Source organism: Pullulanibacillus sp. KACC 23026 (assembly GCF_029094525.1).
In the GTDB taxonomy this organism is placed as follows: Bacteria; Bacillota; Bacilli; order Bacillales; family Sporolactobacillaceae; genus KACC-23026.
The window spans coordinates 1,002,136-1,020,334 of record NZ_CP119107.1; the positions used below are offsets into that span (position 1 = coordinate 1,002,136).

At 45.4% G+C, this 18,199-nt stretch carries 20 protein-coding genes; 16 read left to right on the forward strand and 4 right to left on the reverse strand.

Annotated elements, in window-relative coordinates; all coding sequences use genetic code 11:
• Positions 1–345: 345 nt before the first annotated feature.
• The 8 genes from uvrB to PU629_RS04380 all read left to right on the forward strand — a co-directional run bounded on the left by uvrB (position 346) and on the right by PU629_RS04380 (position 8,725).
• Positions 346–2,325, forward strand: coding sequence for an excinuclease ABC subunit UvrB (gene uvrB, locus PU629_RS04345; protein ID WP_275283053.1), 1,980 nt, complete (start codon positions 346–348; stop codon positions 2,323–2,325).
• 5 nt (positions 2,326–2,330) lie between these two features.
• A complete protein-coding gene (gene uvrA / locus PU629_RS04350) occupies positions 2,331–5,195 on the forward strand; it encodes an excinuclease ABC subunit UvrA (RefSeq protein ID WP_275283054.1) in 2,865 nt (954 codons plus the stop codon).
• 231 nt (positions 5,196–5,426) lie between these two features.
• Positions 5,427–5,627 (forward strand): PspC domain-containing protein, encoded by a 201-nt coding sequence (locus tag PU629_RS04355; RefSeq protein ID WP_275283055.1) that lies wholly within the window; start codon positions 5,427–5,429, stop codon positions 5,625–5,627.
• Position 5,628: 1 nt separating this feature from the next.
• Positions 5,629–5,994, forward strand: coding sequence for a phage holin family protein (locus tag PU629_RS04360; RefSeq protein WP_275283056.1), 366 nt, complete (start codon positions 5,629–5,631; stop codon positions 5,992–5,994).
• 319 nt (positions 5,995–6,313) lie between these two features.
• Positions 6,314–7,237 carry an HPr(Ser) kinase/phosphatase gene (hprK, locus tag PU629_RS04365; RefSeq protein ID WP_275283057.1) on the forward strand — a complete coding sequence of 308 codons (924 nt, stop codon included), beginning with the start codon at positions 6,314–6,316 and terminating at the stop codon, positions 7,235–7,237.
• A 37-nt stretch (positions 7,238–7,274) separates the two neighbouring features.
• The gene (gene ppaX / locus PU629_RS04370) at positions 7,275–7,922 is read left to right on the forward strand and encodes a pyrophosphatase PpaX (RefSeq protein WP_275283058.1); all 648 of its coding nucleotides are present in this window, start codon (positions 7,275–7,277) and stop codon (positions 7,920–7,922) included.
• A gap of 42 nt (positions 7,923–7,964) precedes the next feature.
• Positions 7,965–8,483, forward strand: coding sequence for an acyltransferase (locus tag PU629_RS04375; RefSeq protein WP_275283059.1), 519 nt, complete (start codon positions 7,965–7,967; stop codon positions 8,481–8,483).
• Between the two features lie 32 nt (positions 8,484–8,515).
• On the forward strand, positions 8,516–8,725 hold the full coding sequence (locus PU629_RS04380; RefSeq protein ID WP_343076305.1) for a hypothetical protein: 210 nt from the start codon (positions 8,516–8,518) through the stop codon (positions 8,723–8,725).
• Positions 8,726–8,843: 118 nt separating this feature from the next.
• On the opposite strand, the gene cax is transcribed toward PU629_RS04380, so the two are convergent.
• Positions 8,844–9,905 (reverse strand): calcium/proton exchanger, encoded by a 1,062-nt coding sequence (cax, locus tag PU629_RS04385; RefSeq protein ID WP_275283060.1) that lies wholly within the window; start codon positions 9,903–9,905, stop codon positions 8,844–8,846.
• Between the two features lie 390 nt (positions 9,906–10,295).
• Between cax and PU629_RS04390 the strand changes: the two genes are divergently transcribed.
• From PU629_RS04390 to hisIE, 8 genes are read left to right on the forward strand one after another with little or no spacing between them, the layout of a single operon-like run.
• Positions 10,296–11,465 carry an ATP phosphoribosyltransferase regulatory subunit gene (locus tag PU629_RS04390; protein WP_275283061.1) on the forward strand — a complete coding sequence of 390 codons (1,170 nt, stop codon included), beginning with the start codon at positions 10,296–10,298 and terminating at the stop codon, positions 11,463–11,465.
• A 27-nt stretch (positions 11,466–11,492) separates the two neighbouring features.
• The gene (gene hisG / locus PU629_RS04395) at positions 11,493–12,158 is read left to right on the forward strand and encodes an ATP phosphoribosyltransferase (RefSeq protein ID WP_275283062.1); all 666 of its coding nucleotides are present in this window, start codon (positions 11,493–11,495) and stop codon (positions 12,156–12,158) included.
• Positions 12,122–13,459 carry a histidinol dehydrogenase gene (hisD, locus tag PU629_RS04400; protein WP_275283063.1) on the forward strand — a complete coding sequence of 446 codons (1,338 nt, stop codon included), beginning with the start codon at positions 12,122–12,124 and terminating at the stop codon, positions 13,457–13,459. The genes hisG and hisD overlap by 37 nt, the downstream gene beginning before the upstream one ends.
• The gene (hisB, locus tag PU629_RS04405) at positions 13,398–13,985 is read left to right on the forward strand and encodes an imidazoleglycerol-phosphate dehydratase HisB (protein WP_275283064.1); all 588 of its coding nucleotides are present in this window, start codon (positions 13,398–13,400) and stop codon (positions 13,983–13,985) included. Before hisD ends, hisB begins: the two co-directional genes overlap by 62 nt.
• The gene (gene hisH / locus PU629_RS04410; protein WP_275283065.1) at positions 13,985–14,623 is read left to right on the forward strand and encodes an imidazole glycerol phosphate synthase subunit HisH; all 639 of its coding nucleotides are present in this window, start codon (positions 13,985–13,987) and stop codon (positions 14,621–14,623) included. The genes hisB and hisH overlap by 1 nt, the downstream gene beginning before the upstream one ends.
• Before the next feature lie 23 nt (positions 14,624–14,646).
• Positions 14,647–15,384 carry a 1-(5-phosphoribosyl)-5-[(5-phosphoribosylamino)methylideneamino]imidazole-4-carboxamide isomerase gene (gene hisA, locus PU629_RS04415; protein WP_275283066.1) on the forward strand — a complete coding sequence of 246 codons (738 nt, stop codon included), beginning with the start codon at positions 14,647–14,649 and terminating at the stop codon, positions 15,382–15,384.
• The gene (gene hisF / locus PU629_RS04420) at positions 15,378–16,136 is read left to right on the forward strand and encodes an imidazole glycerol phosphate synthase subunit HisF (protein ID WP_275283067.1); all 759 of its coding nucleotides are present in this window, start codon (positions 15,378–15,380) and stop codon (positions 16,134–16,136) included. Before hisA ends, hisF begins: the two co-directional genes overlap by 7 nt.
• 41 nt (positions 16,137–16,177) lie before the next feature.
• Positions 16,178–16,822 carry a bifunctional phosphoribosyl-AMP cyclohydrolase/phosphoribosyl-ATP diphosphatase HisIE gene (hisIE, locus tag PU629_RS04425; protein ID WP_275283068.1) on the forward strand — a complete coding sequence of 215 codons (645 nt, stop codon included), beginning with the start codon at positions 16,178–16,180 and terminating at the stop codon, positions 16,820–16,822.
• A 65-nt stretch (positions 16,823–16,887) separates the two neighbouring features.
• Here hisIE and PU629_RS04430 read toward each other — a convergent pair whose 3' ends face one another.
• The 3 genes from PU629_RS04430 to PU629_RS04440 form a co-directional block, all read right to left on the reverse strand.
• Positions 16,888–17,184: a hypothetical protein gene (locus PU629_RS04430; protein WP_275283069.1), complete on the reverse strand. Its 297-nt coding sequence runs from the start codon at positions 17,182–17,184 to the stop codon at positions 16,888–16,890.
• Positions 17,185–17,348: 164 nt separating this feature from the next.
• The gene (locus PU629_RS04435) at positions 17,349–17,510 is read right to left on the reverse strand and encodes a hypothetical protein (protein ID WP_275283070.1); all 162 of its coding nucleotides are present in this window, start codon (positions 17,508–17,510) and stop codon (positions 17,349–17,351) included.
• Between the two features lie 164 nt (positions 17,511–17,674).
• Positions 17,675–17,836, reverse strand: coding sequence for a hypothetical protein (locus tag PU629_RS04440; RefSeq protein ID WP_275283071.1), 162 nt, complete (start codon positions 17,834–17,836; stop codon positions 17,675–17,677).
• Positions 17,837–18,199 lie beyond the last annotated feature (363 nt).

The window sequence follows — 18,199 nt, forward strand, 5'->3', positions numbered from 1 at the left end:
GACTGTCGCTACACCTAATTCTGAAAGGCGTAACGAGAATACGCTAACCTCCGCTAAACAGGGCTGAAATGCCGAAATAAGGAAATGCCGTTACGCCTATTTCAGTTGAGCGAAACGAGGAAACACTAATCGTCAATTTCAATAGAGGTGACACATTCACATAACAAAAAAACAGGAATGTTTGTTCGCTTATTTTAGGTGTTTTAAGAGTACCTATGTTATACTTATAAAGAAAACTGATAATAAAAACACTTAGCGCATTAAGTATGACTCATTTACTGAATGAATATCTAAGACCAGGATGCTTAATTATATAGATTCGAGAAATATGGAGGTCATAAAGGAATGGGCTTTGAACTTGTTTCCAAATATCAACCTCAAGGCGATCAGCCGAAAGCGATTAAGGCTTTAGTGGAGGGCATTAAGGCAGGAACACGGCATCAAACGCTTCTTGGAGCAACAGGTACAGGAAAGACGTTTACGATGTCTAATGTGATAAAAGAAATTAATAAACCAACGCTTATTATTGCTCATAATAAGACGCTTGCCGGTCAGCTTTACAGCGAATTCAAGGAGTTTTTTCCGAATAACGCGGTGGAATATTTTGTAAGCTATTACGACTACTATCAACCAGAAGCTTATATTCCACATACTGATACATTTATTGAAAAGGATGCCAGCATCAATGATGAAATTGATAAGCTACGCCACTCAGCTACCAGTTCTCTGTTTGAACGGGATGATGTCATCATTATAGCGAGCGTCTCCTGCATTTACGGCTTAGGTTCTCCTGAAGAATATGGGGCGCATATGATCTCGATTCGACAAGGGATGGAAAAGGAGCGCGATCAGCTTCTTAGAGATTTGGTCGATAACCAATATGAACGCAATGACATTAATTTTATACGCGGAAAGTTTCGTGTGCGCGGGGATATTGTTGAGATCTTTCCAGCTTCACGTGATGAGCATTGTGTGAGAGTGGAGTTTTTTGGAGATGAAGTGGATCGAATTACGGAGATCGATGCTTTGACGGGGGAAATTATTGCCGAGCGTGATCATATTGTGATTTTTCCAGCTTCTCACTTCGTAACCGGTGAGGAGAAAATGAAGGTTGCCATTAAGCGAATTGAAGCGGAACTTCAAGACCGTTTAAAGGAGTTAAGAGACGAAGGGAAGCTGCTCGAGGCTCAGCGCCTTGAATCGCGGACCAATTACGATCTTGAGATGATGCAGGAGATGGGTTTCTGTTCAGGAATTGAAAATTATTCCCGGCATTTGACACTGCGCGAAGCAGGCGCGACACCTTATACGCTGCTGGATTATTTTCCTAAAGATTTCCTAATCATTGTAGATGAATCGCATGTGACCATTCCACAAATAAGAGGGATGTATAACGGAGACCAGGCGCGTAAAGGGGTGCTGGTCGAACATGGTTTTCGTCTTCCTTCGGCCAAAGATAATCGACCGCTTCGATTTGAGGAATTTGAAGAACACATTTCTCAAATTGTGTATGTCTCAGCCACACCAGGTCCTTATGAAGCCTCCCATTGTCCGACAATGGTTGAACAAATCATTCGTCCGACTGGTTTGTTGGATCCGCCAATTGAGGTTCGTCCTATTGAAGGGCAAATTGATGACCTGCTGGGAGAAATTAATCAGCGTGTTAAGAAAAATGAACGCGTTTTGGTTACCACGCTTACGAAGAAAATGTCTGAGAATCTTACGGATTATCTCGCTGAAATGGGTGTGAAGGTTTCTTATTTACACTCGGAGATCAAAACACTTGAACGAATTGAAATCATTCGCGACTTAAGAATGGGTGTGTTTGATGTTCTCGTTGGGATCAACCTTTTACGTGAAGGATTAGATATTCCTGAAGTTTCTCTTGTAGCTATTTTGGATGCGGATAAGGAAGGATTTCTCCGATCTGAGCGTTCACTCATTCAAACCATTGGACGTGCCGCTCGTAATGCTAACGGCCAGGTCATTATGTACGCGGATAAAATCACCCAATCCATGGAGATCGCGATAAAGGAAACGCAGCGCCGTCGTGAGATTCAGGAGGCTTATAATAAAGAGCACGGGATAACCCCGCAGACCATTGTAAAGGATATCCGGGATGTCATTCGTGCCACACGTGTATCGGAAGCAGAGGTTGAACAGGACAAAGCCGTACAAGTGGACTACAGTAAGTTAAAAGGTAAAGAAAAGCAGAAGGTCATTGCTAATCTTGAGCGTGACATGAAAGAGGCGGCTAAAGCACTTGATTTTGAAAAAGCAGCTGAACTTCGTGATATCTTGTTGGAATTAAAAGCGGAAGGATGAACGGAATGGCAATAGAAAATATTATTGTCAAAGGGGCAAGAGAGCACAATCTGAAAAATGTGGATGTGACTATTCCTCGAGACAAATTGGTTGTTTTAACTGGCTTATCCGGTTCGGGAAAATCATCGCTGGCATTTGATACCATCTATGCAGAAGGTCAGCGCCGGTATGTAGAATCCCTCTCCGCTTATGCCCGGCAATTCCTTGGTCAAATGGATAAACCGGATGTGGATGCAATAGAGGGACTGTCACCTGCGATTTCGATTGATCAAAAAACAACAAGTCGAAATCCCCGGTCAACGGTTGGAACCGTTACAGAGATCTACGATTATTTACGGCTCCTTTATGCCCGGATCGGTCGCCCAGTCTGTCCAGAGCACGGGATAGAAATCACTTCCCAAACGATTGAACAGATGGTGGACCGGCTCATGGAATTCCCAGAGCGGACGCGGATGCAAATTCTTGCTCCTGTTGTATCAGGGCGCAAAGGTGAGCATGTGAAGGTGTTTGAACAAATTAAGAAGCAGGGCTATGTACGGGTTCGTGTAGACGGGGAGCTTCGCGAAGTGAGCGAAGACATCCAACTTGCAAAAAATAAGAAACACTCTATTGAAGTGGTGATTGACCGTATTGTCATGAAAGACGGAATTCGTTCTCGTTTGGCGGATTCACTTGAAACTGCCTTGAAATTGGGAGAAGGACGGCTTTTAGTGGATGTGGACGGCGAAGAGTTATTGTTCAGTGAGCACCATGCCTGCCCTTACTGCGGTTTTTCGATTGGTGAGCTTGAGCCGCGGCTTTTCTCTTTTAATAGTCCTTTTGGTGCCTGTCCGTCTTGTGATGGTCTAGGCGCTACTTTAGAAGTTGATTTGGATGCCGTCATTCCGGATTGGGACAAAACCTTAAAGGAACATGCGATTGCCGCATGGGAGCCGACCAGTTCACAGTACTATCCGCAATTGCTTGAGTGTGTCTGCAGGCATTATGGAATTGACATGGATATTCCCGTTAAAAATATTCCAAAAGACCAAATGGACAAAATATTAAAGGGAAGCGGTAAGGATAAAATTCTTTTCAGATATGAAAGTGATTTTGGACAAGTTAAGGAGAACTTGATTTATTTTGAAGGGGTTTTGAACAACATCAGCCGTCGTTATAAAGAAACTGGTTCTGATTTCATCCGTGAACAGATGGAAACCTATATGACCCCTAAGCCTTGTCCTTCGTGTAAAGGGTATCGCCTGAAGCCGGAAACACTTGCCGTCTTGATTGGCGGAAAGCATGTCGGCCAAGTGACTGAGATGTCCATACGCGAGGTACGCGATTATTTCAATTCGCTTCAATTGACAGCTAAAGAAGAGACGATCGGGCGGCTTATTCTACGAGAAATATTAGAGCGCACGGGCTTCTTAGTGAACGTTGGTCTTGATTATTTAACACTCAGCAGGGCTGCTGGAACCTTATCAGGGGGGGAAGCCCAGCGAATTCGTTTGGCCACACAGGTAGGGTCTCGATTAATGGGCGTTCTTTATATATTAGATGAGCCGTCTATTGGGCTTCATCAGAGGGATAATGATCGATTGATCTCAACCCTTCTCAATATGCGCGACCTTGGGAACACCTTGCTCGTCGTTGAGCATGATGAGGACACGATGCTTGCCGCCGATTACATTATTGATATTGGACCAGGAGCGGGTGCTCATGGCGGGACCATAACTGCTCAAGGAACACCTGAAGAACTGATGAAGGACCCGAACTCCCTAACTGGTCAGTATCTCTCAGGTGAGCGGTTTATTCCCGTCCCTCTTGAAAGAAGAAAGCCGACAGGGCGTTTTATTGAGGTTAAAGGAGCTACAGAAAACAATCTGAAAAACGTCAGCGTCAAATTTCCTCTTGGAATCATGACTTGCGTAACAGGGGTATCGGGTTCCGGAAAAAGTACATTGGTCAATGGAATTCTTCATAAATCTCTTGCACAGAAGCTGCATGGCAGTAAAGAAAAACCAGGTGCGTTTAAAAGTATTAAGGGGATCGAACAGCTTGATCGTGTGATTGATATTGACCAATCTCCCATTGGCCGAACGCCTCGGTCCAATCCGGCTACTTACACGGGTGTTTTTGACATGATAAGAGAGGTTTATGCTCAAACCAATGAGGCCAAGATGCGCGGCTACAAAAAAGGCCGATTTAGTTTTAATGTAAAGGGCGGGCGCTGTGAAGCTTGCAGCGGCGACGGCATTATTAAAATCGAAATGCATTTCCTTCCTGACGTCTATGTCCCTTGTGAGGTCTGTCATGGAAAACGCTATAATCGAGAAACGCTCGAAGTGACTTATAAAGGGAAGAATATATCGGATGTTCTTGAAATGACTGTGGAAGAAGCCCTTGAATTCTTTGAAAATATTCCACGGATTCGACGGCGCATAGAACCGCTCTTTGATGTGGGTCTTGGTTATATGAAACTAGGTCAGCCAGCAACGACATTGTCAGGAGGGGAAGCTCAGCGGGTGAAGCTGGCTTCACAGCTCTATCGTCGGACAAAAGGAAAGGCCCTTTACATCTTAGATGAGCCAACGACCGGTCTTCATGTAGATGATATCAGCCGACTGCTTGATGTGCTTCAGCGTCTAGTTGAAAACGACGATTCGGTCTTGATCATTGAGCATAATTTGGATGTCATTAAAACGGCCGATTATCTGATTGATTTAGGGCCTGAAGGCGGGGATGGGGGAGGAACCATCGTCGCTGTCGGTACGCCTGAAGAGATTACGAAAGTCGAGGCCTCCTATACGGGCCGTTATTTAAAACCAATACTTGAGAGAGACCGTAAGCGTATGGAGGATCGGATCCACCAAAAACAAACGGTGTAATAAGGCGTTTTTATTGCACGAAAAAATTAAGGGGCGTTTTGTATGAGCGCCTTTCTTTTTCATGAATAGATTTCCTTTTTCTTGATAGGCCGATTTCGTTTCTTTTTCAAATTCGAAACTCTTTTCTTACTCTTTCGTATAAATAATAAGTAGACAATCATAGAATAGTATACGGATATATAATCGTGATCGGAATTAAATGCTTTTTGACACTGAAAGGGTGTATGTGAGTTGAAACGACTTTACCGTTCCCGTAAGCAAAAAATGGTGGCGGGCATATGTGGGGGAGTGGCTGACTACTTTAAGGTTGATGTGACATTGATTCGAGTGATTTATGCGGCTCTTTGTTTGTTTAGTTTTTTTGTCCCCTGTATTCTCCTCTATATCGTTCTGTACTTTATCATTCCAGAAGCTGATGAGTGGGAGTCCTAATATGTTGAAGAAATGGTTGATCCATCTCGTTGTCAATACGATTGTTTTAATGGTTATTGCTGGATATTTACCTTTGTTTCATTTGTCTGGGGTAACGGCCGCGATTGAGGCAAGTATCATTCTGTCCATTTTGAATCTCATTGTCCGGCCCATTTTAATTGTGTTAACGCTGCCTGTTACCTTTTTAACGCTCGGCTTATTTTTATTTGTGATTAATGCGATCACCCTTTATATTACATCTGGAATAATGGGGGATTCCTTTGTCATTCATAGCTTTGGCGACGCCATTTTAGCAGCGATCATAATGGCAATTCTCAATGCGCTGATTCAGAACTTTATTGTCAAGCCCATTCAAAAAACACGCTGACTACTATTAAAAGGAACCACTCATTTTTTTGATGAGTGGTTTTTTGATTGTGGATATAATTTAAAAATCTCGACTTGCGGATAACTCACAATTAAAATACCGCTTTAAGGTGCGAAATTGACGTCGCTTTTCGTGGGCACGGCCTCAAGCTTGTCTGTAAGAGTTTGATGGCATCGGTCATTCGTTGTAAAAATTGTCTTTCAGAAAAGCTGGTTCTATCTAGCAGAAGCCTTCTATTTTAGTAACTTAGGATTAATGTGAAAGATACGTGGAAAACTGATAAAATAGAGAGGCTAGAAAGGATAAGAGGAGGATACATATGGCGAAAGTAATTGTACAAGAACTGATCGACCGTTTTGGTCTTGAGTTAATTGAGGGGGGAGAGGGTGTTAACCGCTTAGTGACGACGAGTGATATTTCCCGTCCCGGCCTTGAGATGGCAGGTTTTTTCACCTATTACCCAGCTGAGCGGATTCAGTTGCTCGGAAAAACAGAATTAACCTTTTTTCATTCACTTCCACCCCGAGAACGGCAGGACCGAATGGAGAAGCTCTGTGCGTTAGAAACGCCATGTATCATTGTGTCGCGCAGTTTAGAGGTTCCTGAAGAACTGATTGAGGCAGCCCAAACAGCCGGTGTTCCGGTGTTGAAGACGCGACTTAAAACCACTCATTTAAGCAGTTTATTGACGAACTATTTAGAAGGAAGGCTGGCTCCTATGACCTCCGTACATGGTGTTTTAGTGGATGTCTATGGAGTAGGTGTTCTCTTAACCGGTTCAAGCGGTGTAGGTAAGAGTGAAACGGCTTTGGAATTGGTGAAACGCGGTCATCGCTTGGTGGCAGATGACTCCGTTGAAATTCGTCAAACGGGTGAAAATGAAGTTGTTGGGAGTGCCCCGGACCTGATCCAGCATTTATTAGAGATTCGAGGTCTTGGAATTATCGATGTGATGACCTTGTTTGGAGCTGGGGCAGTACGAAGCTACAAGAAAATAACGATTGTTATGCATCTTGAACTTTGGGACTCTAAGAAAATGTATGATCGGTTAGGTTTGGAAGAAGAGACTATCCGTATCGTCGACTGTGACATTCCTCAACTGACTATTCCAGTAAGGCCTGGCCGAAACTTGGCGGTTATCGTTGAAGTAGCGGCGATGAACTTCCGATTGAAGCGAATGGGCGTCAATGCCGCTCAACAATTCTCTGATAAACTGAATGAGGCTCTAAAAATAAAAGACTAATGCTTTTAAAAAATAGGAATAAAGGAGACACTTCAGCATGATTAACACCTTGCTTTTTGATTTAGATGGTACGTTGATTAACACGAATGAGTTGATTATTGCCTCATTTTTAGACACATTGAATCGTTATTATCCAAACAAGTATGGACGTGAGGATATTATTGAATTTATTGGGGAGCCTCTCGAGGTGAGTTTTAATCGAGTGGACCCTGAACGTGTGGAGGAGATGGTCACACAATACCGGAAGCACAATATTGAGCACCATGATGAACTGGTCACGGAGTATCCAAAGGTTAGAGAAACGATTGCTCAATTAGCCAAAGAAGGCTACCGCTTAGGTATTGTTACGACTAAAAGAAGAGAGACTGTCATTATGGGGCTTGAGTTGACTGGACTACGACCTTATTTTGAAACGATTGTCACAATAGACGATGTGACGAATGCTAAGCCTGACCCAGAGCCTGTCCAGCTAGCCCTAAAGCAGCTTAAGAGTAAGCCGGAAGAGGCCTTTATGGTGGGAGACAGTCCTTCTGACATTGAAGCTGGCCGTCGGGCAGGGACCCAAACAGTGGGCGTCGCCTGGTCCATTAAAGGTGAAGCGATGATTCAAGAGGCGAAACCGGATTACATTCTTCATGAAATGACCGATCTGCTTTCGATATTAAGAGTTGAATCTAAAGCCTAATTTTGAAATCATTGGAAAACCCTTTTGAGGGGCTGATATGTATTGCGGTGTACGAAGCGCTATCCTGTTACGGGTTCGAACTCCTTATGGCAGATTTATAAAACGGTGTCTTTTTGGAAGGTCATAAAATGTTTTATTGTTATACAAATCGGTCGCTATACGCCGTCGGTTGCTTTAAAAAGACATCTGTACCGCCTCTTCTTACATATGGAAATTGGTGAGAAAACCGCTCTTGCTTTGATGGTAATGCCTGATTTAATGTTTCCAGAGAAGATTAGAATTGGCCGAAACTCAATCATAGGATATAACACCACCCTTTTAGCTCATGAATATTTAATCCATGAATACCGGCTTGGCGAGGTAAGCATTGGTGACGAGGTAATGATTGGAGCTAATTGCACGATCTTGCCAGGTGTCGATATTGGTGATGGGGCGGTCGTATGTGCAGGCACACTTGTTCATCGCGATGTTCCTCCTGGTAGTATGGTGGGAGGAAACCCGATGAAGATCATCTATACAGCCGAAGAGCGAGCCAAAAGAGAACAGAGCATCAAGAATTGAGATGGGATTATTAAACAAGGAGGGGAGCCGGGTTGGATAAAATAGAAAATCATTATCATCACTGCGCCTCCTGCCGTCATTTTGGTTTTCGAGAGCAAGACGGTAAAAAACAGCCGATGTGTACGCGGCTTGGCTACGATACCTTACCGCATTACCAGTTCAACTGCTGGAACCCAAAACCGCGAGTGAAGATGGCCATGCAGAAAAAAAGACGCAAAATGCTCCTTAATAGAAAGAAATAACTGAAACGCGGGTGAAACGCGGGGACGGTTCTTGTGTTTCAATTTTACAAGCATTTGTAGGGGAGAGTTCTCCTTGAATTTTTAAAAAGGAGAACTCTCCCCTCTGTTTTTCCCCTTTTTATAGGAGGAAGAAGCCAAATCCCATTATGACATAAGCAGCGAGGAGCATGGCACCTTCAAACCAGTTGGTGTCTCCATCGGCTGTAATGCTGATGGTTAGGATGGCAGCTAAGGCCATGGCGATGAGTTCTGTAACAGGAAAGACGAGCGGCATGAAGGTTTGGAATCCCCATGAAATCAAGACAAGGACGGGCGCAACAAACATGGCAATTTGAAGTGTCGAACCGACCGATATCTCGACGGCAATGTCAATTCTATTCTTGACCGCCATAAGTACGGCAGATGCATGCTCGGCAGCGTTGCCGACAATGGCAACAATAATAATGCCGATAAAGAGTTCACTCCAGCCCAATTGTTCCCCAACTGGCTCAATGGTTCCGACAAGCCGTTCGCTAATCAGCGCCACAACAACAGTCGTAACCGCCAAAATCAACATCGAACGGCCTTTTCCCCATTCTGGATGCTCCTCTTCCAAAATCACTGAAATATTATCCTGCTGCATTTTATAAACCCCACGATGCGTGACGAGACGAAAAACAAGAGAAAACAAGTAAATTAGAATCATGATACACGAGATGACCGTACTGAGGAACTTAATGCTGTGAACATCCATCTTTGCGGCGAAAACAGCTGGAAAGACAAAAGAAACAATGAGAGAGAAGACCATAATCCCCGCGTTATGGGCCGCATCATGGATGTTGAATTGCTGCCTCTTATATTTAAAACCCCCAAACAAAATCGAGAGCCCGCCAACAAGCAAGAGATTCCCGATAATGGAGCCTGTAAGTGACGCCATCACCACATTTACAAGTCCCTCCTGCAAGGCAAAAAAAGAAATGATGAGCTCAACCGCATTACCAAATGTGGCGTTCAGCAATCCGCCAATGCTTGGACCTGATATAATAGCCAGACTTTCTGTGGCTCTTCCAATATAACTGGCAAGGCCAATGATAGTCAGGCAGTAGATAATAAATAAAATTAGAGCGGGGAAGTGAAGGAAATTGCCTATTATAGAGAGCGGAATTCCAATGGCGGTTAATAAGAAAAAGAGTCGATCCAACCTGCCAACCTCCTTTATCTTGCTGGTTTGACGATTTAATAAAAGCAAAGCAAGGGCATTTTAAGAAGGACAATGCCCACTAAGTGCCCTCAGGTAACGTGTGAGTGAGATGTTATTATAACCTATTCGGCGAAAATTCATTTTATTTTGTTCGATTACGGTTGACGTTATGAATGCTTTTGAGGTAAACTTCAACTATACATTTTAGTTCGTTATCACATTAGCATGCTAAAGCAAAAAGGAAGCAGACTAAGCAAGCGTGGGGCGAGCGTGAAACGCGAGAACCGTCCCCGGGTTTCACGGGTTTCAAATGAAAAAGCAGACTAAGCAAGCGCGGGGCGAGCGTGAAACGCGAGAACCGTCCCCGCGTTTCAATGGAGTGGGGTGTCGATGGTGTCGGGAACGTATGTGTTTGAGAAGCCTTTGGGTATGCGGGATGTGCTGCCTGTTCATGAGCGGGTTCACCAAAATATACGGAGGGTTATGTCTGAGGAGATGGGCCGTTGGGGCTATCAGTTTTTGTCAACGCCAACGCTTGAGTATTATGAGACGGTTGGGAAGGCATCTGCTATTGATGAAGAGCGGTTGTTTAAATTATTGGATGCTGAGGGCCGAACGGTGGTCCTGCGTCCTGATATGACGGTGCCGATTGCTCGTGTGGCCGCTTCAAATCTGAAACAAGAACCGCTGCCATTAAGGCTTGCGTACATGAGTCCCGTCTTTCGCAAACAGGAATTTGAGGCAGGACGGCCAGCTGAGTTTGAACAAATTGGCGTCGAGCTAATTGGGGCTGCTTCTTTAGATGCGGATGCTGAAGTCATTGCGTTAATGAGTCAACTTTTTAAGAGTGTAGGGCTTACTAATTTTAATATCACCATAGGCCATGTCGGTGTGGTAAATGCTTTTTTGAATGAACTCACAACAGATGAAGTGCTTATTAGGAACCTTAGCCAGCGATTAATCGAAAAAAATGATGTCGGGTTTAGAGAGACGGTTGCGCAGGCTGACCTCAGCTTGGAAGCAAAGGAACGTTTCAATGCCTTTATCGAATTAAGACATTTGGAACGTCATCAGGCTTTGCGAGCCTTACCGAAGCTTATACCGGGTGAACAGGGCAGCTTTTTCAAAGAGAAGCTGACGGAATTGTTTGAACTGCTTGAAGCCTATGGCGTCGCAGATATGTTGGATTTGGATTTAACCTTATTAAGCCATTCCGACTATTATACAGGGATTGTGTTTGAAGGGTTTGCCGGACAGAGCGGATTTCCAATCGGAAGCGGCGGGCGTTATGATGAATTGCTGGCTAAGTTTGAAAGACCGGCTCCAGCAACAGGATTTGGACTTCGCTTGAACCTTTTAGCTGAAGCAATTGAGGCACAACCGGAGGCACTTAATCAAGAATGTGTGGTCTATACCGTTGATCAAAAAGGAGTGGCTTTAAAAAAAGCTTTAACCTTGCGCCAATTAGGAAAATTGGTTGTTTTACAGGATGCGGAAGCCTTAATTGATGCAGAGGCTTTTCTTTCACAATTTCAAGTCATACATGATTTTAGAAGCTAATGCTTAATTTTTTGAGGAGGAGAGACGATGGAGCCGATTACGATTGCCATGCCAAAGGGACGGATTTTAGAAGACGCGATTGCTCTTCTCAATCGGGCCAATATTCCTTGCCCCGATTTGGTTGAATCCAGTCGCAAGTTAATTTTTGAAACAGATGATCACACGCTCCGGTTCATTTTGGCGAAACCGACTGATGTTCCGACTTATGTAGAATATGGAGTGGCCGATCTCGGAATTGCTGGAAAAGACGTTCTTCTAGAGGAACAGCGTGATGTCTATGAATTACTTGATTTAAACATTAGTCCATGCCGGATGTCAGTAGCCGGCCGAATCGATCAATCAACGGCATTCTCACCGCGCATTGCAACGAAGTATCCGCGAATTGCCTCTACGTATTTCCGGCAGCAGGGGGAACAGGTGGAAATTATTCCTTTGAACGGGTCGATTGAATTGGCCCCTATCATCGGTCTTGCGGATCGTATTGTGGACATTGTGTCAACGGGAACGACACTAAAAGAAAACGGACTTGTTGAAAAAGCGACCATTGCTTCGATCACTTCTCGGTTAATTGCGAATCCGACGAGTTATCGTCTCAAGAAAAGGCAAGTCGTCAAGCTGTTTGAACAGCTTAAATCAGTAATAGGGGGGCAAGGGATATGGAATGGCGATCCAGTCAAGACCTCGACTTTTTAAATGATCGGAATACGGCGGCAACGAAAGAAGCCGAGGCGTCCGTCAAACGGATCCTTCAGCTTGTACAGGAAAAAGGCGAAGAGGGTATTCTGGAACTGACTGAACAGTTTGATAAAGTAAGGTTAACTCGCCTCCGTGTAACGGATACGGATATTCAAGAGGCTTATAAGCGAGTGGATGATGTGGTTATTGAGGCGATTCGTAAGGCAGCGAAGAACATTGAGTCTTTCCATGATAAGCAAAAAGTCACTTCTTGGTTTGAAGAAGCACCCGACGGAACGATGCTCGGGCAAAAGGTCACACCGCTCGATTCCATTGGGCTTTATGTCCCTGGAGGCTCAGCGGCCTACCCTTCTTCGGTCTTGATGGGGGCTATTCCAGCCAAAGTGGCAGGCGTTAAACGGATCGTCCTTGTTTCCCCCCCTCAAGCAGACGGAAAAATCAATCCCGGGGTGCTTGTTGCGGCGAATGAAGTAGGCGTGACAGAGTGCTACTCCGTCGGCGGTGCTCAAGCCATTGGTGCACTTGCTTACGGGACGGAAACGATTCAGCCCGTTGATAAGATTGTAGGACCTGGTAATCTGTATGTGACGTTAGCTAAGAAAGAAGTCTTTGGCTCTGTTGCGATTGATAGTTTGGCTGGGCCAAGTGAAATTGTGATTTTGGCGGATCGGACGGCTAACCCAGCTTGGATTGCGAGTGACCTGCTTTCTCAAGCGGAGCATGACCCGCATGCAATGGCGGTTTTAATCACCAATGATCGTGAGCTAGGTGAGAAGGTAGATGCTGAAGTGCAAAAGCAATGTGCCGCTCTTCCACGAAAGTCTATTGCGGGCCAATCGATTTCATCCTATGGAAAGCTCTTTCTCGTCGATACAATAGAGGCGGGCATTGAGGTTGTCAATCGCTTGGCTCCAGAGCATCTTGAGGTGGTCACGGAAAATCCAGAAAGCTGGCTGCCCCACATTCGTCATGCCGGTGCTATTTTTCTAGGAGCTTACAGCAGTGAGCCCGTCGGTGATTATCTGGCAGGACCGAATCACATTATTCCAACGAACGGAACGGCACGCTTTGGGAGTCCGTTGAATGTAGAAAGTTTTATTAAGCGCTCAAGCATTATTAGATACAGTGAAAAAGCTTTTAAGAGGGATGCAGAAGCGATTATGACTTTGGCTCGATACGAAGGGCTTGAAGGCCACGCTCAGGCTATTGAGCAGCGATTACAAGGAGGATTGTCAAATGGCGCGAACCGCAACGATCAAAAGAACAACAGCCGAGACGGACATTACACTATGCATTGATCTCGACGGAAAAGGGAACTCAAAGCTCGAGACAGGTGTTCCTTTTCTGACGCACATGCTCACCTTGTTTGCAAAACATGGTTTTTTTAACCTAGAGGTGAACGCTAAAGGGGACACGGATGTGGATGATCACCACACGACGGAGGATATTGGCATTTGTCTTGGACAGGCATTTCGTCAAGCGCTTGGTGATAAGGCAGGCATTCGTCGTTATGGAGAAGCAACCGTGCCAATGGATGATGCCCTCGCTCAAGTCGTTGTCGATCTGAGTGACCGTCCTCATTTTGTTTTGAAAGCGGATTGGGAAGCTCAAAAAGTCGGGACGTTTGATACCGAACTTGTCCATGAATTTCTGTGGAAGTTCGCATTAGAAGCGCGCATCAATTTGCATGTGATCGTGCCGTATGGCCATAATACACACCATATTATCGAAGCCATTTTTAAAGCGATGGCGCGGGCGTTGGATCACGCAAGCAGTCTGGATCCGAGAATAGAAGGCATCCTTTCGACAAAGGGGTCGCTCTAATGATTGCGGTAATTGATTACGACCGGGGAAATTTACATAGTGTGACGTCTGCACTTAAGCGACTGGATATTCCGCATATCGTCACGGACGAGCCGGATGAACTCCGTCAGGCCGATGCTTTGATTTTGCCGGGAGTGGGTCACTTTAGAGATGCGATTGACTCTCTTAATCAAAAACAATTAATTTCTGTGATTAAAGAGGAAGCTGTGAAAAAGCCGTTTTTTGGTATTTGTCTTGGCATGCAGCTTTTATTTGATTCAAGTGAAGAGGGGGGATACTCTGAGGGGTTAGGGTTAATACCAGGGACGATCCGACGCTTTGCTGGAATCGATGAGAATCATGAGCCATATAAAGTGCCGCATATGGGGTGGAATGAGCTTGTGTTTCATCAGCCTGATCACCCGATTTTAAAAGGCTTGAAAGAGGATTATGCCTATTTTGTGCATTCCTATTTGGCTTTTCCAGAAGATGAGGCGACTCTGCTAGCCTATTCCAACTATCATGGACGGGTGCCCGCTATTGTTGGGAAAGGCCACGTGATTGGCGCTCAATTTCACCCGGAGAAAAGTGCGGCTTTTGGTCAAGCTCTTCTTAAAAATTTCTATGAACAAAGTGTCTTGTCCATCAAAAAATTATAAAAAGATCGTTGGGAGGGGTAACCATGGGGTTTTCGATTTTACCTGCTATTGATATTCGGGCAGGTCAATGTGTAAGGCTTGTTCAAGGTGATTTTAATCAAGAAACCGTATATGGTCACTCGCCTTATAAAGTAGCGGAATCCTTTATCGCTCAAGGGGCTGAATGGATTCATATTGTCGATTTGGATGGGGCGAAGGAAGGCCAACCTCTCAACCATGATGTTATTTCAAGGATTGCGAGCAATTTAGGGGCGCGGATTGAGGTCGGCGGCGGTATCCGTAATGAAGAGGCCATTGAGACTTATCTCGAGGCCGGTGTTTCTCGCGTCATCTTGGGGAGTGCGGCGGTTTCCCGTCCCGAATTTGTTAAAGAAATGATTAAAAAATATGGTTCAAAAATAGCGGTTGGGCTCGACGCAAGAGACGGACGTGTTGCTGTAGAGGGCTGGCTTGAGACATCTGATGTAAAGGCGATTGATCTTGGCAAGGAATTGGCTGACGCAGGTGTAGGTGCCTTGATTTTTACGGATATTAGTCGTGACGGGATGCTTTCAGGACCTAATGTAGAGAGCATTCGTGAATTGGCTAGCGCAACAGGTGTCCCTGTCATTGCTTCAGGCGGGGTGTCTCAATTAGAGGACCTCATCGCTTTAAAAGCGCATGAGTCGGAAGGCATTGCTGGTGCGATCGTTGGGAAGGCCATTTATGATGGGCGGTTGAATTTGCTTGAAGCGATCAAGGCGGTGAAGCCATCATGTTAGCTAAACGCATTATTCCTTGCCTGGATGTTAAAGAAGGCCGTGTAGTCAAAGGGGTTCAATTTCTCGAACTGCGTGACGCTGGAGATCCCGTTGAACTGGCGAAGCATTATGATCAAGAAGGTGCGGATGAGCTCGTATTTCTTGATATCTCGGCATCACTTGAAGGACGAAAGACTATGGTCCAAGTCGTCGAACAGGTGGCTCGCGAGCTCGCGATCCCCTTTACAGTAGGCGGCGGTATTCGTACAGTAGACGACATTCGCCGGTTGCTGCGTGCGGGTGCCGATAAAGTATCCTTAAACACATCGGCTGTTCTTGATCCCGATTTGATTCGACAAGGGTCTGAAGCCTTTGGTGCACAGTGCATCGTCGTAGCGATTGATGCCAAGCGTCAAGCGGATGGCACTTGGGGTGTTTTTACTCACGGTGGAAAAAAGGCGACGGCTCTCGATGCTATTGAGTGGGCGAAGCAGGCAGTGGCGCTTGGTGCAGGGGAGATCTTGCTTACAAGTATGGATTCCGATGGTGAGAAGAAGGGCTTTGCGGTTGAACTCACGCAAAAAATCAGCGAAGCCGTTACCGTCCCTATTATAGCGTCGGGCGGTGCAGGTAATAAGGAGCATTTTTACGAGGTATTTGAAGAAGGATTAGCGGATGCGGCACTGGCGGCTTCCATCTTTCATTTTAAAGAAACCTCTGTCGGCACAGTTAAGCAGTACCTCTCAGAAAAGGGGATCCCTATAAGACTTTGAATGATGACAACCAATCTATTAAAAGAAGAGAAGGATGCAGGATGGATGTATCAGTTGTAAAATTTGATGAAAAAGGACTTGTTCCGGCAATTGTTCAAGATGCAGTAAGCAAAGAAGTGCTAACATTAGCGTATATGAACAAGGATTCGTTAAATAAAACGATTGAAACCGGTGAGACGTGGTTTTTCAGCCGCTCCCGCGAAGAACTATGGCATAAGGGAGAAACTTCTGGAAACACGCAGAAAGTTGTCGATCTGCTTTTTGACTGCGACCAGGATGCCTTGGTCGTGAAGGTGGTGCCTAAAGGACCGGCTTGTCATAAGGGGAGTTACTCCTGTTTTACGGAACGACTAGACGGTTCAGCGGTCTCGAAGGCTTATGAGAGTCTCGCAAAACCGGATCGTTTTAGCATATTAGCTGAGCTTGAGAGCGTGATTGCATCCCGGGAAGCGGAAATGCCGGAGGGCGCTTATACCACTTACCTCTTTGAAAAAGGCGTCGATAAAATCTTGAAAAAGGTTGGAGAAGAGGCCGGCGAGGTCATCATTGCTGCCAAAAACCGCAGTCATGAGGAGCTGACCTGGGAAGTGGCAGACCTTTTCTACCATGTCCTCGTTTTGTTACAGGAACAAAAACTGCCGCTTGATGCCATTTTAAAACGACTAGAGGAACGGCATCGTTCATAAAAAACATGTGCTCAATCTAATTAACTAAGTTAGCCTTCCATGGTGCCATGGGAGGCTATTTTATATTAAAACAAGGCTAGGCTGTAGGCTGGTGAAGCGGAATAGCGTAATGGGGTTGCACGAATGGGCGAAAAGTGGCCGGAAATCGGTGAATAGCGTAATGCCGTTACGCCTATTTGGTTTGAGCGTAACGAGAATACGTTATTCGCCGCGAATCCGGCCAGAATGCCGAAATAAGGGAATGCCGTTACGCCTATTTCAGTTGAGCGTAATGAGAATACGTTATTCGCCGCGAATCCGGCCGGAATGCCGAAATAAGAGACTGACGTTACGCCTATTTCGTTTGAGCGTAACGAGAACACGCTATCCGCCGCGAATCCGGCTGGAATGCCGAAATAAGAGACTGACGTTACGCCTATTTCAGTTGAGTGTAACGAGGATCCGCTATCCGCCGTTGAACGGGGCTGAAATGCCGAAAGAAGGAAATGCCGTTACGCCTATTTCGTTTGAGCGTAACGAGAATCCGCTATCCGCCGCTAAACGGGGCCGGAATGCCGAAATAAGAGACTGCCGTTACGCCTATTTCGTTTGAGCGTAACGAGAACACGCTATCCGCCGCGAATCCGGCTGGAATGCCGAAATAAGGGACTGCCGTTACGCCTATTTCAGTTGAGCGTAACGAGAACACGCTATCCGCCGCGAATCCGGCTGCAATGCCGAAATAAGGGAATGCCGTTACGCCTATTTGGTTTCATCGTAACGAGAATACGTTATTCGCCGCTAAACGGGGCTGCAATGCCGAAATAAGGAAATGCCGTTACGCCTATTTCAGTTGAGCGTAACGAGAATACACTATCCGCCGCTAAACGGGGCTAAAATGCCGAAATAAGGAAATGCCGTTACGCCTATTTCGTTTGAGCGTAACGAGAATACGCTATCCGCTGCGAATCCGGCCGGAATGCCGAAATAAGGGAATGCCGTTACGCCTATTTCAGTTGATCGTAACGAGAACACGTTATCCGCCGCGAATCCGGCCGGAATGCCGAAATAAGGGAATGGCGTTACGCCTATTTCAGTTGAGCGTAACGAGAATACGCTAACCTCCGCTAAACGGGGCTAAAATACCGAAATAAGGAAATGCCGTTACGCCTATTTCAGTTGAGCGTAACGAGAATCCGCTATCCGCCGCGGGGCGAGCGTGAAACGCGAGAACCGTCCCCGCGTTTCATAGTCTGGCATATTTTGTCGATATTTATTGCGGTTTTATGCTATAATTCGTTAAGGAACTTTGTTTCTAACACGTTTGATTTAAAATGAACCTCTTAAACTTTTAATCCATTTTAGTAATTAATAGAGTAATAGATAACAAATATGAGA